The organism is Cupriavidus sp. CPT47-8839-RL05A (genome assembly GCF_058792255.1).
This window is the reverse complement of the sequence record NZ_JBYTEG010000020.1, coordinates 123,965-139,712: the sequence shown is the minus strand read 5'-3', so window position 1 is coordinate 139,712 and position 15,748 is coordinate 123,965. Positions and strand designations below refer to the sequence as shown.

Annotated in this window: 13 protein-coding genes and 1 pseudogene; 4 read left to right on the top strand and 10 right to left on the bottom strand. The window is 67.0% G+C overall.

What is annotated here, in order from left to right:
* Positions 1-186, top strand: a pseudogene (locus tag AC3WVS_RS23555) (bifunctional UDP-4-keto-pentose/UDP-xylose synthase); the annotation flags it as partial.
* 115 nt (positions 187-301) lie between these two features.
* Here AC3WVS_RS23555 and AC3WVS_RS23550 read toward each other — a convergent pair.
* From AC3WVS_RS23550 to AC3WVS_RS23505, 10 genes are all read right to left on the bottom strand, one after another.
* A complete protein-coding gene (locus tag AC3WVS_RS23550; RefSeq protein WP_492320551.1) occupies positions 302-727 on the bottom strand; it encodes an Hsp20/alpha crystallin family protein in 426 nt (141 codons plus the stop codon).
* A gap of 15 nt (positions 728-742) precedes the next feature.
* On the bottom strand, positions 743-1,183 hold the full coding sequence (locus AC3WVS_RS23545) for an Hsp20/alpha crystallin family protein (RefSeq protein WP_492320550.1): 441 nt from the start codon (positions 1,181-1,183) through the stop codon (positions 743-745).
* 316 nt (positions 1,184-1,499) lie between these two features.
* Entirely contained in the window at positions 1,500-3,398 is a 1,899-nt protein-coding gene (locus AC3WVS_RS23540; protein ID WP_492320549.1) for a potassium transporter Kup, read from the bottom strand.
* 319 nt (positions 3,399-3,717) lie between these two features.
* The gene (locus AC3WVS_RS23535; RefSeq protein ID WP_492320548.1) at positions 3,718-4,443 is read right to left on the bottom strand and encodes an ABC transporter ATP-binding protein; all 726 of its coding nucleotides are present in this window, start codon (positions 4,441-4,443) and stop codon (positions 3,718-3,720) included.
* Positions 4,440-5,210 carry an ABC transporter ATP-binding protein gene (locus tag AC3WVS_RS23530; RefSeq protein WP_492320547.1) on the bottom strand — a complete coding sequence of 257 codons (771 nt, stop codon included), beginning with the start codon at positions 5,208-5,210 and terminating at the stop codon, positions 4,440-4,442. Before AC3WVS_RS23530 ends, AC3WVS_RS23535 begins: the two co-directional genes overlap by 4 nt.
* Positions 5,207-6,304 (bottom strand): branched-chain amino acid ABC transporter permease, encoded by a 1,098-nt coding sequence (locus AC3WVS_RS23525; RefSeq protein ID WP_492320546.1) that lies wholly within the window; start codon positions 6,302-6,304, stop codon positions 5,207-5,209. The genes AC3WVS_RS23530 and AC3WVS_RS23525 overlap by 4 nt, the downstream gene beginning before the upstream one ends.
* Before the next feature lies 1 nt (position 6,305).
* Positions 6,306-7,172, bottom strand: coding sequence for a branched-chain amino acid ABC transporter permease (locus AC3WVS_RS23520; RefSeq protein WP_018310382.1), 867 nt, complete (start codon positions 7,170-7,172; stop codon positions 6,306-6,308).
* A 199-nt stretch (positions 7,173-7,371) separates the two neighbouring features.
* Entirely contained in the window at positions 7,372-8,574 is a 1,203-nt protein-coding gene (locus tag AC3WVS_RS23515) for an ABC transporter substrate-binding protein (RefSeq protein WP_013956428.1), read from the bottom strand.
* 120 nt (positions 8,575-8,694) lie between these two features.
* A complete protein-coding gene (locus AC3WVS_RS23510; RefSeq protein ID WP_492320545.1) occupies positions 8,695-9,531 on the bottom strand; it encodes an alpha/beta fold hydrolase in 837 nt (278 codons plus the stop codon).
* A gap of 35 nt (positions 9,532-9,566) precedes the next feature.
* Positions 9,567-11,222: a benzoate-CoA ligase family protein gene (locus AC3WVS_RS23505; RefSeq protein ID WP_492320544.1), complete on the bottom strand. Its 1,656-nt coding sequence runs from the start codon at positions 11,220-11,222 to the stop codon at positions 9,567-9,569.
* 268 nt (positions 11,223-11,490) lie between these two features.
* Here AC3WVS_RS23505 and AC3WVS_RS23500 point away from each other — a divergent pair, with 268 nt between their 5' ends.
* From AC3WVS_RS23500 to boxB, 3 genes are all read left to right on the top strand, one after another.
* Positions 11,491-12,450 (top strand): helix-turn-helix transcriptional regulator, encoded by a 960-nt coding sequence (locus AC3WVS_RS23500; protein ID WP_492320543.1) that lies wholly within the window; start codon positions 11,491-11,493, stop codon positions 12,448-12,450.
* Between the two features lie 105 nt (positions 12,451-12,555).
* Positions 12,556-14,256, top strand: a complete 1,701-nt coding sequence (boxC, locus tag AC3WVS_RS23495; RefSeq protein ID WP_492320542.1) for a 2,3-epoxybenzoyl-CoA dihydrolase — start codon at positions 12,556-12,558, stop codon at positions 14,254-14,256.
* A gap of 35 nt (positions 14,257-14,291) precedes the next feature.
* On the top strand, positions 14,292-15,716 hold the full coding sequence (boxB, locus tag AC3WVS_RS23490) for a benzoyl-CoA 2,3-epoxidase subunit BoxB (protein WP_492320541.1): 1,425 nt from the start codon (positions 14,292-14,294) through the stop codon (positions 15,714-15,716).
* Positions 15,717-15,748: the final 32 nt, after the last annotated feature.

Here is a 15,748-nt window from a genome sequence, read left to right as displayed (position 1 = left end):
ACCTCCTCGGGCGACTTCTACGGCAAGGGCTACCAGGACGTGCAGCACCGCGTGCCGAAGATCGACAACACCATCGACGAGCTGGGGTGGGAACCGAGGATAGGGATGGAGGCGTCGCTGCGGCGGATCTTCGAGGCGTATCGCACGCACGTGACGGAGGCAAGGACGTTGGTGAACCAGGGATGAGTTTCGACACGTGGCGCAGCCCGAGGCACTTGCCTGACCGTGAGTGCTCCCTCTCCCGCAAGCGGGAGAGGGAGCACTCACGCAGCGTGCCCAAGCACCAGGCACGCGCGCAGCCTCAGCCGACCGACACCTCGATCCGCCGCGGCCTCGCCTCTTCCCTGCGCGGGATCGTCAGCTTCAGCACGCCGTCCTGCAGGTTGGCCTCGATGCGCGAAGCGTCGAGATCCGGGCTGAGCGTAAACGTGCGCGCATAGCGCGGCTGCCGAATCTCGGCAAGCTGCACGCGCAGGCTCGCGGGCGTCGGCACGACGGCTTCGCCTTCGATGCGCAGGCTGCTGTCGTGCACGTTGACCTCGAGGTTCTCGCGCGGCACGCCGGGCAGATCCGCCCACAGCGTGACCCCGGCGGGAGTCTCGTAGATATCGACCGCGGGCACCAGCGTCATGGCCTGGGTTTCCGCGCGACGTTGCGCGACAGCGCCCTGGTCACCCTGGCCGCTTGCGTTCTGGTCGCGCTGGACGACCTGGTTCGAATCGCTCATGGCTTCCTCCTCACGTTAGCTGACGGTGATCGCGCGCGGACGCGACGCTTCGCGCTTGCCTACGCTGATCGACAGGCAGCCGTTGGCATAGCGTGCCTGCACCTTGTCGGGATCGGCCGACTGCGGCAATTCGATCACGCGGCGGAAACTGCCGAAGAAGCGCTCCTGCGCATAGGGCCGCACCTCGGCTGCGCCTTCCGGCTGCACCTGGGCTCGCTCGCCGCTGATGGTCAGCAGGCCCTTGTCGATCGATACCTCGAGCTGGTCCGTCTTGATGCCGGGTGCGAACACCACGATCTCGATCGAGTCATCGGTCGTGCCGATATTCAGCGGAGGGAAACCCCCGAAACGCCCGGAGCGCAGGCTGGTTGGAAACCCGCCGAAGAGATTCGCCATCTGCCGTTGCATCCGGTCGAATTCACTGAACGGGTCGGTCCCGAAAAAGAAGTCACTCATGGTTAGATCCTCCTTCTATGCAGCGGGGAGGCGCAGGACCCTGATGTAGTGCACCTGGTCTCCTGCCAGGCCGCTGCAAACCAACGGAAAACACGCAGTGCCGCGTTGCCGCGACGACTGGGCAATCCATAATTAGTGCTGTCCCGCGCGGATTTCAAGGGGGGCGGATAGCGGGAAAATCGGACGCTGGCAGGTACGGGTGGCGCATGGCAGGCAGGCGGCGCAAGCCGGGCAAAAAGCAAAACCCCCGGATCGCCTGGCGGCGCGTCCGGGGGTTGCTGAGGCTCGACGGAAGCGGGCGCCGGGGCCCGCGCGTTCAGATCTCGACCTTGGTGCCCAGCTCCACCACCCGGTTGGCCGGAATCTGGAAGAAGTCCGACGGCTTGGCGCCGTTCTGGTGCATCCAGGCGAACAGGCTCTCGCGCCACATCGGCATGCCCGGCAGCTTGGACGGAATCACCGATTCGCGCGCGATGAAGAATGAGGTCTCCATCAGCTCGAAGTGCATGCCAAGCTTGCGGTCGGCCAGGTCCAGCACCCTCTGCACATCGGGCGTTTCCTTGAAGCCGTATTCGGACTTCAGGATAAAGACGCCGCCGCCCAGGTCCTTGCAGCTCAGGCGCTGGTCGTCGTCAACGTAGGGGATGTCGCGCGTGACGAAGGTCAGGAACACCACGCGCTCATGCAGCACGCGGTTGTGCTTCAGGTTGTGCAGCAGCGATACCGGCACGGCCTCGGTATTGCCGGTCAGGAACACCGCGGTGCCCTCGACCCGGTGCGGCGGGTGCGCCAGCAGCCCGGCGATAAAGGGTTCGAGCGGGATGCCGTCTTCCAGGCTGCGCGCGCGCAGCAGCTTGCGGCCGCTGTACCAGGTCATCAGCAGGAAGAACGTGGCGCTGCCCAGCAGCAGCGGGAACCAGCCGCCTTCGGCAACCTTGAGCAGGTTGGCGGCAAAGAACGCAAGGTCCACCAGGATGAAGCCCAGCCCGACCACCGCGACCAGCGCGGGGTTCCACTTCCAGACGTTGCGCATGCACACCGCGGCCAGGACGGTGGTGATGACCATGGTGGTGGTCACGGCGATGCCGTAGGCGGCGGCCAGGTTCTCTGACTTCTTGAACGAGATCACCACGCCGATCACCAGCACCAGCAGCAGCCAGTTGATCACCGGCAGGTAGATCTGGCCGATCTCGGCAGCCGAGGTGTAGCGCACGCGCATGCGCGGCAGGAAGCCCAGCTGGATCGCCTGGCTGGTCAGCGAGAATGCACCGGAGATCACCGCCTGCGAGGCGATCACGGTGGCGCAGGTGGCCAGCAGCACCATCGGGATCTGCAGCAGCTCAGGCACCATCAGGTAGAACGGGTTCTCGGCGCCGGCCGGGTTGTGCAGCAGCATCGCGCCCTGGCCAAAGTAGTTCAGCATCAGGCAGGGCATCACCAGCGCGAACCAGCCGATGCGGATCGGGCGCGCGCCGAAGTGGCCCATATCGACGTACAGCGCCTCCGCCCCGGTCAGCACCAGGAATACGGAGCCCAGCACGATAAAGGCCTGCAGCGCATGCTCCACCAGGAAGGTGACCGCGTAGTACGGGTTGACCGCCTTCAGGATTTCAGGCGCCTGCACCAGCTGGTAGATCCCCAGCGCACCCAGCGCCAGGAACCAGGCGGTCATGATCGGCCCGAACAGCTTGCCCATGGTGGCGGTGCCGTGGCGCTGGATCAGAAACAGCGCCGCCAGGATCACCAGTGTGATCGGTATCACGAACTGCGACAGCTGCGGCGCGGCGATCTCCAGCCCTTCCACCGCCGACAGTACCGAGATCGCCGGCGTGATGACCGCGTCACCGTAGAACATGCAGGCGCCGAAGATGCCCAGCATCATCAGCATCCTGGCCTTGCCGGAGCGTGGTGCCACGGTGCGCAGCACCAGTGCCATCAGCGCCAGCACGCCGCCTTCGCCGTCGTTGTCGGCCCGCATCACGAAGACCACGTACTTGATCGAGACCACGATGATCATGGCCCAGAACAGCATCGAGATAATGCCCAGCACGGCCTCCGGGCTGAACATGATGCCGTGCTCCTTGCTGAAGCACTCCTTGAGGGCATACAGCGGGCTGGTGCCGATGTCGCCGAAGACGACGCCTACCGCGCCGAGCACCAGGGCGCGCGTGCTCGGGCTCTCGACAAAATAATGGCTGGTTGTGGATTGGGTCATGAAATTGGGTCTGCTCGACCAGGTCGCCGGCAGGTTTGTTGGCTCTGCCGCGGCCCGGTCCCATCCAGCGCAACAGCTTGCTGCGCCCGTTTCCGGTTCTGCTTGCGGTTCTTATTGCATTGCACAAACGCGCGCAATTCTAGATGAACTGTCGACTATCGACCACTGCGGCAAACAGGGATGCCGCTTTCGTGACTTCGCAAGGATGGGAGGGAAGCGGCGGATGGTCAAGCCCTGGGAGAGCAAAACAGCGTGTCCTTGCGCCTGCAAGCGGCGTTGCGGCATGACAACATAAGCGCCTTATGCGGCGCTTTCCATCTCAAACACCCAGGTAGCGGTCCAGGGCTTCGGGCTTGCCGGCAAGGTCCGACGCGGGGCCGGCCATCACCACCCGGCCCTTCTCCAGCACCACGGCACGGTCGGCATGCGCCAGCACCGAGCGGAAATTGCGGTCGACCACGACCGAGGCGATGCCGGTGCCGCGCACGGTGGCGATGACCTCCCAGATCTCGCGCACGATGCGCGGGGCCAGCCCTTCGGTGGCCTCGTCCAGCACCAGGCAGTCGGGATTGGTCATCAGCGCGCGGCCGATGGACAGCATCTGCTGCTCGCCGCCGGACAACTGCTGGCCGCCATGGGACAGGCGTTCCTTCAGGCGCGGGAACAGGTCGAGCACGCGCGCCTCGTCCCAGTCGTTGCGGCCGTTACAGCCCTTGCGCGCGGCCATCAGCAGGTTTTCGCGCACCGACAGGCTGGGGAAGATGCCGCGGCCCTCCGGCACGTAGGCCACGCCCAGGCGCGCCACCTCGAACGGCTGCGCGCGCGAGACGTCGCGGCCGGCCACGCGGATCTGCCCCTGGCGCTGGCGCACATGGCCCAGCAGCGTGCGCAGCAGCGTGCTCTTGCCCATGCCGTTGCGGCCCAGCAGCCCGACCGTTTCGCCCACGCCCACGGTGAAGTCGACGTCGCGCAGCACGTGGCTTGAGCCATACCAGGCGTTGATGCCGGTGGCCTCGATCATCGGCGAATTGATCGGTGCGTTCATGCGGGCTCGCTCTCTTCCTCGCCCAGGTAGGCGACCTGGACCTCGTGGTTGGTCCGGATCGCCTCGGGGCTGCCCGTGGCAATCACGGCGCCGTTGACCATCACGGTGATGCGGTCGGCAACCGAGAACACCGCGTCCATGTCATGCTCGACCAGCAGGATGGCGTGGCCCTCGCGCAGGCCGCGCAGCAGCGCCAGCATCCGCGCCGACTCTTCCGCGCCCATGCCGGCCAGCGGCTCGTCCAGCAGCAGTGCGACCGGCTGCGTGGCCAGGCACATTGCCACCTCCAGCTGCCGCTTCTGGCCATGGGCCAGGTCGCTGGCAAGCCGGTCCGCCAGCGGCGCCAAGCCGGCCCGCTCCAGCGCCTCGTCGGCCAGCGTGGCGCTGGTGCGGCAGCCCTGGGCGCTTTCCCACAGCCGCCACGCACGCTGCGCGCGCGATTGCGCGGCCAGCCGGCAGTTTTCGCGCACCGTCAGCGGCAGGAAGATATTGTTGCGCTGGTAGCTGCGCCCCACCCCATGGCGCGCCAGCCGCGGCTGCGACCAGCCGGTCACGTCCTCGCCCTTCAGGCGCAGGCGGCCGGACGACGGCGGCAGTTCGCCGGACAGCATATTGATCAGCGTGGACTTGCCCGCGCCGTTGGTGCCGATCACGGCATGGATCTCATGCAGAGACAGCGACAGGTCGACGCCCGCCACGGCGGTCAGGCCGCCAAAGCGCCGGGTCAGTTGCTGCGCCTGCAGGATCGGGATTCCTTGCGATGTCATGCGGCCTCCGTATTGCGGCGTCCTTCGCTGCGGCTGTCCGCAGTGCCCGCGGGCTCATCCGTGCCGGTGCCAGCATCGCCATTGCGGCGCCCGCGGCGGCCGTGCCGCAACACCGACGGCAGGCTGACCAGCCCGCGCGGCAGCAGCGCCACCGCGACGATGATGAAGCCGCCCATCAGCAGCTGCCAGTGCTTGGTCAGCGTACTGAACCACTCGGCCAGCAGCACGAACGAGAACGCGCCCAGCACCGCGCCGGCCAGGCTGCCCACGCCGCCCAGGATCACCATCAGCATGGCGTTGCCGGACTGGTGCCACGACGCGATCTCCGGATTGACGAAGCCAAACTGGATCGCATACAGAAACCCAGCCAGTCCCGCCAGCATCCCGCCCGCGACAAAGGCGCCAAGCTGGTAGCGGTAAGTGGCATAGCCGGCCGCGCGCATGCGCTGCTCGTTGTGGCGGATGCCGACCAGCGCGTGCCCGAAGCGCGAGCGCAGCACCAGCGCCAGCACCGCCACCGTCAGCACCAGCCCGAGCCAGACCAGCCAGTAGAAATGCGTGGGATCGTTGACCGTCAGCAGGTGCTCGCCGGGCACCGGGAATTCCGGCCGGAAGTAGATATAGGTGCCATCGCTGCCGCCCGCGATCTTGGTGTCGTGGAAGACGAAATACACCATCTGCGCGAACGCCAGCGTCACCATGATGAAATACACACCGCGGGTGCGCAGCACCAGCGCCCCAACCACCAGCGCCAACAACGCGGATGCGGCCAGCGCCCCCGCCAGCAGCAGCCAGCCGTTGCCCGGCCCGGCCTGCGGCGCCAGTACTGCGGTGGCATACGCCGCCATGGCGAAGTACGCGGCATGGCCCAGGCTGACCAGCCCGGTGTAGCCGATCAGCAGCTGCAGCGACAGCGCGAAGATCGCCATGATCATCACCTTGCTGAGCAGCTCGATGTAGAACTTGTTGCTGTCCGCGGTCAGCAGCAGCGGCAGTGCCGCCAGCACCGCGAACGCCACCAGCCAACCCAGCCCGGTGGCCAGCGTGGTGTTGCGCGAGGAGTGCCGGCGCGCCGGCAATGTCGTCGGATTCATGTCATCCTGCCTTGAACAGCCCCTGCGGCTTCCACAGCAGGATCACCGCCATCAGCAGGTAGATCAGCACGCCGGCCGCCTCCTGCCAGAACACCTTGCCGAAGGTATCGACGAAACCCAGCAGCAGCGACGCCACCAGCGCGCCCTTGACCGAGCCGATGCCGCCGATCACCACCACCACGAAGCAGACGATCAGCACCTGCGCGCCCATGCCCGGATAGACCGACGACACCGGCGCGGCGATCATGCCGGCCAGCACCGCCAGCGCCACGCCCAGCGCGAACACGAAGCGGTACAGCACCGTGATGTTGATGCCCAGCGACTGCACCATCTCGCGGTTGGTGGCGCCGGCGCGGATCATCATGCCCAGCCGGGTGCGCCGGATCACGTAGTACATCGCCAGGGCCACCACCAGGCATATCGCGGAGATAAAGAGGCGGTACACCGGATAGGTCATGTCGTTGCCGATCGCCAACGCGCCGTCCAGCAGCGCAGGCACCTGCACGCCGTGCACGTCATCGCCGACCAGGATGCTGCGCAACTCCTCGAACACCAGGATCAGCCCGTAGGTCATCAGCACCTGCTGCAGGTGGTCGCGCTCATACAGGTAGCTGAAGAAGGCCCATTCCAGCACGTAGCCGAATGCCACCGCCAGCACGATGCCGAGCGGGATGGCGATGAACAGGTTGCCGGTCAGGCCGGCGAGCGTGAAGGCCAGGTAGGCGCCCAGCATGTAGAAGCTGCCGTGGGCGAGATTGATCACGCCCATGATGCCGAAGATCAGCGTCAGGCCGCTGGCCACCAGGAACAGCAGCAGGCCGTACTGCACGCTGTTCAGGCACTGGATCAGGAAGGAAACGATATCCATGCGGGGTAATGCACCAAATTACCTACAGCGCCACACATGCCGGTGGCAGGCTCCCCTCTCCCGCGCGCGGGAGAGGGGTTGGGGAGAGGTCCGGCGCTTGCGGGATGCGAAGGCCTTCACTTCGTGGGGGCTTCTGCCCTCTCCCCCGCCCCTCTCCCGCAAGCGGGAGAGGGGCGCAAACCGACAGGCCGGGATGGCCTTACAGCCGGCAACCGCGCGCTGGATCAGCCAGTGCCTTCACCGCCACCGAGCTGACCTTGTTCTCGCGCCCGTCGACCTTGCGCAGGTAGAAGTCCTGCACCGGGTTATGCGCCTTGGACAGCGTGAAGGCGCCGCGCGGGCTGTCGATCCTGGCCGCGCCCATGGCTTTGTACAGGTCGGCCTTGCGCGTCATGTCGCCCTTCACCGCCGTGGCGCCGGCCGCCAGCAGCTGGGCGGCATCGTAGCCCTGCACTGCGTACACGTCGGGCTGCAGCTTGTAGGTCTTGGCGTAGTCCAGGCGGAAATTCTTGTCGCGCGGGTTGGTCAGGCCATCGGCGTAGTGCAGCGTGGTTTCCAGCCCCTGCGCGGCGTTGCCCTGTGCTTCGAGCGTGCCGTCGGTCAGGAAGCCCGAGCCGTACAGCGGGATCTTGTCCTTGAGCCCCGCCGCAGCCCAGTCCTTGACGAACTTGACCGCGCCGCCGCCGGCAAAGAACACGAACACGGCGTCAGGCTTGAGCGACGCCACTTCGGTGATCAGCGCCTGGAACTCGACATTGGGGAACGGCAGGTTCAGTTCCTTCACCACCTTGCCGCCCTTGGCCTCGAACGCCTCCTTGAAGCCCTTCACCGACTGTTCGCCGGCGGCGTATTTCCAGGTCAGCGTCACCACCTTCTTCAGGCCGCGCTCGCCCAGCACCTGGCCCATGGCGTAGCCCGGCTGCCAGTTCGAGAACGAGGTGCGGAAGATATTGGGGCCGCACAGCGGACCGGTGGCCTCGTCCACGCCGGCATTGGGGATGATCAGCAGCGTGTTGTTCTCCTTGGCCACCTTGACGATGCCCATCTGCACGCCCGAATGCACCGTGCCGACCACCACGTCGACCTGGTCGCGCTTGACCAGCTTGGTGGCGTTCTCCGGCGCCTTGGCCGGATCGGATTCATCGTCGACCTTGAAGTACTCGATGTCGCGTCCGCCGAGCTTGCCGCCCTGCTGCTGCACGTACATGCGGAAGCCGTTTTCGATGGCCGTACCCAGGGCCGCGTAGGTGCCGGTGTACGGCAGCATGAAGCCGACCTTGATCTTGCCCCCCGGCGCAGCGGGTGCGGGGGCCGCCGGCTGCGCGGACGCGCCGGCCATGGCAAAGACGGTGGCGACGGCAAGGCAGGCAGGCGCAAGCCTGCGCGAGGTGAAGCGACGCATGGTGTCTCCTGGTGGTCAAGCCGGTGGCTCGCTGGACCGTTGCCGGTCACCCCTGCCCTTGCCGTGTCCCGCGCCGGCGCATGCACCGTGAGGACCCTTCGCAACAGGCGGGAAGCCGAATTATTTTAGGTTTGAAGTATATGCGTTTATATGCCGAACCGCGGCCAGCGTCAACGGATCTTTTTGGTCGCGATGTGGCGAATGTCCACATCGCGCGAGTTTAAGCAAGGTGGTCTGGGGGGCATATCGATGGATACCCTCGATCTGCGCCATGGTGCCGTATTCGTCGTCCTCGCCCTGCACCGCCAGCACGGGGCAGCGCAGCCCGGACAGGAGCGGACGCAGGTCCCACTGGCGGAATCCGGGGTCGAGCCAGATATCGTTCCAGCCCCAGAAGGCCGAATCGACGTCGTCATGATGGCGCGCCAGCCGCTGGCGCAGGTCGGTTTCCAGGTAAGCCTGGCGCGTGCCCGCGATGCTGCGCACCGACAGGTCTTCCACCACGATATGCGGCGCCAGCACGGTGATGCCGGCAACCGCCTGCGGAAAGCTGGCGGCGTGGATCAGCGCGATCGAGCCGCCGTCGCTGTGGCCCAGCAGCCAGGGCATGCCGTGCGTGCGGCCGGGACCGATGTCGAGTACGTCGAACAAAGCGGGCAGCGCCTCGCGTGCCTGGCGATGCATGAAGTCGGGACGCCATTTTTCGTCGTGCGGCCGCGGCGTCGAACCTCCGTAGCCGTAGCGCGAGAACACCAGGCCGCGATAGTCGCCGGCCTCGCAAAAATCGCGCGGGAAATCGCGCCACATGCTGACCGAGCCCAGCCCCTCATGCAGGAACACCACCAGCGGGCGCTGCGCGCGTTCAGGCCGCAGCCACTGGTACTCGATCCGGATACGGCGCTTGTCGAAGGGGATTTCCACCAGGCTGCTTTGCATGGGCACGTTGTTGTCTTGCATCGGTTCAGAAGGAATGTCCAGAAGCTGCGGGCGCTTCATTGCGCCGCCTCCCGCGCAGCCTGCTCGCGCTGGCGCAGGCGGAAGCGCTGGATCTTGCCGGTCGCGGTCTTGGGCAGTTCGGGCACGCATTCGATCTGGCGCGGGTACTTGTATGGCGCGAGGCGCGACTTGATAAAGGCCTGCAGTTCCGCCGCCATGCCGTCATGCCATTGCTGGCCGGGCCGCAGCACGACAAAGGCCTTGGGCTTGACCAGTTCGTCGGCATCGGTGACGCCGATCACCGCCGCCTCCAGCACGGCCGGGTGCTGCGCCAGCGCGGCCTCGACCTCGAACGGCGACACGTAGATGCCGCCGACCTTGAGCATGTCGTCGCTGCGGCCGGCATAGGTGTAGTAGCCATCGGCATCGCACAGGTACTTGTCGCCGCTGCGCGTCCATTCCCCGACGAAGGTATCGCGGCTCTTGTCGCGGTTGCACCAGTACATCAGCGCGGCACTGGGGCCCTTGATATAGAGGTCGCCGATCTCGCCGGGCGCGCACGGCTCGCCGCGCTCGTCCAGCAGCTTCAGCGCGTAGCCAGGCACCGGCTTGCCGGTGGTGCCGTAGCGCACCTCGCCCGGCCGGTTCGACAGGAAGATATGCAGCATCTCGGTGGAGCCGATGCCATCCAGGATGTCGCAGCCGAAATGCGCCAGGAAGCGTTCGCCGATATCGCGCGGCAGGGCCTCGCCGGCGGAGGTGCATACACGCAACGCCACCTCGGCGCGCGGCGGCAGCTCAGGCGCCGCCAGCATGCCCGCAAACAGCGTGGGCACGCCGCAGAACACTGTGGGCCGCTGCTCGCGCAGCCGCCTGAACACGGCTGCCGGCGTGGGCCGCTCGGACATCAGCACGGTAGTGGCGCCGACCGACATCGGAAAAGTCAGCGCATTGCCCAGCCCATAGGCAAAGAACAGCTTGGCGGCCGAGAACACCACGTCGTCCTCCCGGATGCCCAGCACCTGGCGCGCATACAGGTCAGCCGTATGGAACAGGTTGCCATGTGTGTGCACGGTGCCCTTGGGCCGTCCGGTCGAGCCCGACGAATACAGCCAGAACGCCATGTCGTCCGGGCCGCTGCGCACGGCCTGCGCGGGAGAACGCGTGCGCGCCAGCATCGCGCCCACGCTGCATGCCGGCGCGCCGTCGGCATGCGGCGCCGCCTGGATCACCATCGGCGCCAGCCCGCTCTTGTCGATGGCGGCCTTCATCACCGGCAGCAGCGGCTCCGACACCACCACGGCGCGCGCGCCGCTGTGGCCAAGCATGTAGGCGTAATCGTCCGCGGTCAGCAGGGTATTGACCGCCACCGGCACCACACCCGCCAGCAGGCAGCCGAGAAATACCGTGGGGAAATCAATGGTATCGAGCGCGCACAGCAGCAGCCGCTCTTCCTGGCGCAAGCCCGCGTCGCGCAGCGCGCCGGCAAAGCGGCGGGCACGGGCATCGAGCTCGGCATAAGTCAGCGAGGCGGTGTCGTCGATGTAGGCTGTCCTGGCCCCGCGCCCGGCCTCGAGATTGCGCGACAGCAGGTCCTCGGCGGCGTTGTAGCAGGTGGGCAGTGCCGCCACGGCATCGGTAGCGGGTGGAACAGCCGGCGGCACGGGCGATGCTGCCGCTGGCATGCCGGCGGCGGTATTGGGGGGCGTCATTGTCTCCACTCCTTGGTGTCGCGCCGCGGGCCATGGGCGCCGCGCCAGCGTCAGTCCAGTCGCTGTTCTGCTTGCCGATGTCCGCCAACGTGCATGCCGGCATCCGCTTGTTGATGCATTTTATTTCATATCAACTATTATGCAAGCGAGGGGATGCACTATAGGACAGACTTTATCGAAGCGACTGCCTGCCGCGCCACTTGGCGCACCAAGGCTGCTCGTATAATGCGCCCTTGCTTTTTCTGCCGGCCAACCCGAAACCACCACCATGCGCCGCGATCCCGCCCCGCTGCCCGCCAACGAGACCGAAGCCGACACGCGCCCCGCCGGGGATGCGCCCGCCGCAGCCGCCAACGCCGAGCGCGACCCCTACCTGACGCTGCTGGGCGAGCGCATCCGTTCGCTGCGGGCCTCGCGCGGCATGTCGCGCAAGGACCTGGCGCGCGGCGCCGGCGTGTCCGAGCGCTACCTGGCCAACCTGGAAACCGGCACCGGCAATGCGTCGGTGCTGCTGCTGCGCCAGGTGGCGCGCGCGCTCGACGTGCCGCTGCCGGTGGTGCTGGCCGAAGTGGACGGCCTGAACGGCGAGCAGGCCACCGAATTTGCGCAGATGGTGCAATGGCTGGCGCAGTTGCCCGCGGGCGAGCTGGCGCGCGTGCGTGAAGCCTGCCGCCATGCACTGGCCCCGGCAGAGTCCGGCGATGCGCGACACCGCCGCATCGCGCTGATCGGCCTGCGCGGCGCCGGCAAATCGACCCTGGGCCGCGCGCTGGCAGCGGCCAGGGACGTGCCCTTTGTCGAACTGAACACCGTGATCGAGCAGGAAGCCGGCGCCAGCCTGTCGGAAATCCATTCGCTCTACGGCCAGGCGGCCTACCGCCGCTACGAAATGCGCGCACTGGAGCGCACCCTGCGCGAGCACGACCGCCTGGTGCTGGCCACGCCGGGCAGCCTGGTCTCTGAACCGGCCACCTTCAACCTGCTGCTGTCGCAGTGCTATACCATCTGGGTGCGCACCTCGCCGGAGGAGCACATGGCGCGCGTGGTAGCCCAGGGCGACATGCGGCCGATGGAAGGCAACCGCGAGGCTATGGCCGACCTGCGCCGCATCCTGCAGGCTCGCGCGCCGCTCTATGACCGCGCCGATATCTCGATCGACACCAGTGGCCAGGACGCCGCCGCCTCGCTGCAGCAGTTGCGCGCCCAGCTCCAGGCGGCCGGCGCCTGACTACGCCGCCGGCCGCGCGGGTGACAAAGACATTGCGCCGGCCGCCTCCATGCACTATATTTCATCAAAAGCCGCAAGGCACTATAGTGCATTCAGGAGACAGCCATGTCCGCGCCGGCAACCGCCCCACTGCGCCCTGACCAGTCAGCCCCGTCAGACGCACCCATCACCTTCGAGCGTCATCCCGACCAGTACCGCCACTGGAAACTGAGTTTCGACGGCCCCGTCGCCACCCTGGCGATGGACGTCGACGAGGAAGGAGGGTTGCGCCCCGGCTACGCGCTGAAGCTCAATTCCTACGACCTCGGCGTCGATATCGAACTGCACGACGCGCTGCAGCGCATCCGCTTCGAGCATCCCGAAGTGCGCACCGTGGTGCTGACCAGCGCGCGCGACCGCATCTTCTGCTCGGGCGCCAATATCTTCATGCTGGGGCTGTCGTCGCATGCGTGGAAGGTCAACTTCTGCAAGTTCACCAACGAGACCCGCAATGCCATCGAGGATGCCAGCCGGCACTCGGGGCTGAAGTTCATTGCCGCCTGCAACGGCACCACCGCCGGCGGCGGCTATGAACTGGCGCTGGCGTGCGACGAGATCGTGCTGGTCGACGACCGCTCGTCCGCGGTAAGCCTGCCCGAGGTGCCGCTGCTGGGCGTGCTGCCCGGCACCGGCGGCCTGACCCGCGTGACCGACAAGCGCCACGTGCGCCGCGACCACGCGGACATCTTCTGCACCACCACGGAAGGCGTGCGCGGCCAGCGTGCCAAGGACTGGAAGCTGGTTGACGAAGTGGTCAAGCCGGCGCGCTTTGCCGAGCATATCGCCGAGCGCGCGGCGGCGCTGGCGGCCACCAGCGACCGGCCACAGGGCCACCACGGCATCACGCTGACACCACTGTCGCGCACCATCGAGCCCGACGGCTACCGCTACGAGACCGTGCGCGTGCATGTCGATGCCGCGGCGCGCAAGGCCACGCTGACCGTATTCGGGCCCGACAAGCACCAGCCCGCGGATCTCGCCGGGGTGGTCGCGGCCGGCGCGCAATGGTGGCCGCTGAAGATGGCGCGCGAGCTCGACGACGCCATCCTGACGCTGCGCGCCAACCATCTGGATATCGGCATCTGGGTGCTCAAGACCGATGGCGACGCGGCCGCGGTGCTGGCCGCCGATGCGCTGCTGCAGGCGCATGCCGGCCACTGGTTCGTGCGCGAGACCATCGGCATGCTGCGCCGCACGCTGGCGCGGCTGGATGTGTCGTCGCGCAGCCTGATCGCGCTGATCGAAGCCGATTCCTGCTTTGCCGGCACGCTGCTGGAACTGGCGCTGGCCGCCGACCGCAGCTACATGCTGCACCTGCCCGACGCCCCAGACGACGCGCCGCGCGTGTTCGCCTCCGCGCTCAACTTCGGCCACTACCCCATGCCCAATGGGCAAACCCGGCTGGCGGCGCGCTTCTATGGCGACGAGGCCGCGCTCACCGCGGTGCGCGAGCACATCGGCGCGCCGCTGGATGCGCTCAGCGCCGACTCGCTCGGGCTGATCACCGCCGCGCCCGACGATATCGACTGGGAGGACGAAATCCGCATCGCCCTGGAAGAACGCGCCAGCCTGTCGCCGGATGCACTGACCGGGATGGAAGCCAACCTGCGCTTCGGCGGCGCCGAGACCATGGAAACGCGCATCTTCGGCCGCCTGACCGCATGGCAGAACTGGATCTTCCAGCGCCCCAACGCCGTCGGCGAGAACGGCGCGCTGAAGGTCTTCGGCAGCGGCAACAAGGCACGCTTCGACTGGGACCGGGTATAGCGCCCGCCCCCCGCCAGACAACAAGGAGACAACACGTGAGCATCGACTACAGCCAGAAGATCCCCAACAACGTCAACCTGTCCGACGACCGCGCGCTGCAGCGCGCGCTGGAACACTGGCAACCGGCGTTCCTCGACTGGTGGCGCGACATGGGGCCGGACGGCTCGCACAACTTCGATGTCTACCTGCGCACCGCGGTGTCGGTCGATCCATCGGGCTGGGCGCACTTCGACCACGTCAAGATGCCGGACTACCGCTGGGGCATCTTCCTGCAGCCGGCCGACCCCGAGCGCAGGATCCACTTTGGCGAGCACAAGGGCGAAGCCGCCTGGCAAGACGTGCCGGGCGAGCACCGCGCCAACCTGCGCCGCATCATCGTGACGCAGGGCGACACCGAGCCTGCTTCGGTCGAGCAGCAGCGCCACCTGGGCCTGACCGCGCCGAGCCTGTACGACCTGCGCAACCTGTTCCAGGTCAATGTGGAGGAAGGCCGCCACCTGTGGGCGATGGTGTACCTGCTGCACCGCTATTTCGGCCGCGACGGCCGCGAGGAAGCCGAGGCGCTGCTGGAGCGCCGCTCCGGCGACCAGGACAACCCGCGCATCCTCGGCGCCTTCAACGAGCGCACGCCGGACTGGCTGGCGTTCTTCATGTTCACCTACTTCACCGACCGCGACGGCAAGTTCCAGCTGTGCGCGCTGGCCGAGTCCGGCTTCGATCCGCTGGCGCGCACCACGCGCTTCATGCTGACCGAGGAAGCGCACCATATGTTCGTGGGTGAATCCGGCGTGTCGCGCGTGCTCCAGCGCACCTGCGAGGTGATGCGCGAACGCGGCATCGAAGACCCAGCCGAAGTGCGCGCCGCGGGGGTGATCGACCTGGAGACCATCCAGCGCTACCTGAACTTCCACTACAGCGTCACCATCGACCTGTTCGGCGCCGACCAGTCGTCCAACGCCGCCACCTTCTACAGCGCCGGCCTGAAGGGCCGCTTCGAGGAAGGCAAGCGCGCCGACGACCACCTGCTCAAGAGCGATGTCTACCGCGTGCTGGAAGTGCGCGACGGCCACCTGGGCGAGCGCGAGGTGCCGATGCTCAATGCGCTTAATGAAGTGCTGCGCGACGACTACATCAAGGACAGCATGGGCGGCGTGGCGCGCTGGAACAAGGTCATCGAAAAGGCCGGCATCGCGTTCCGCCTGACCGTGCCGCACAAGGCCTTCAACCGCAAGATCGGCACGCTGGCCAATGTGCACGTCTCGCCCGAGGGCCAGCTGATTTCCGAAGCCGAATGGAAGGCCAACGAACGCAAGTGGCTGGCCACCGATGAAGACCGCGCCTTTGTTGCCTCGCTGATGGGCCGCGTGGTGGAGCCGGGCAAGTACGCCAACTGGATCGCGCCGCCTGCGGTGGGCATCAACCGCCAGCCAATGGATTTCGAGTACGTCCGTTTCAACTGAACCAGAACCACAAGGACAGGCCAGGAGCCACC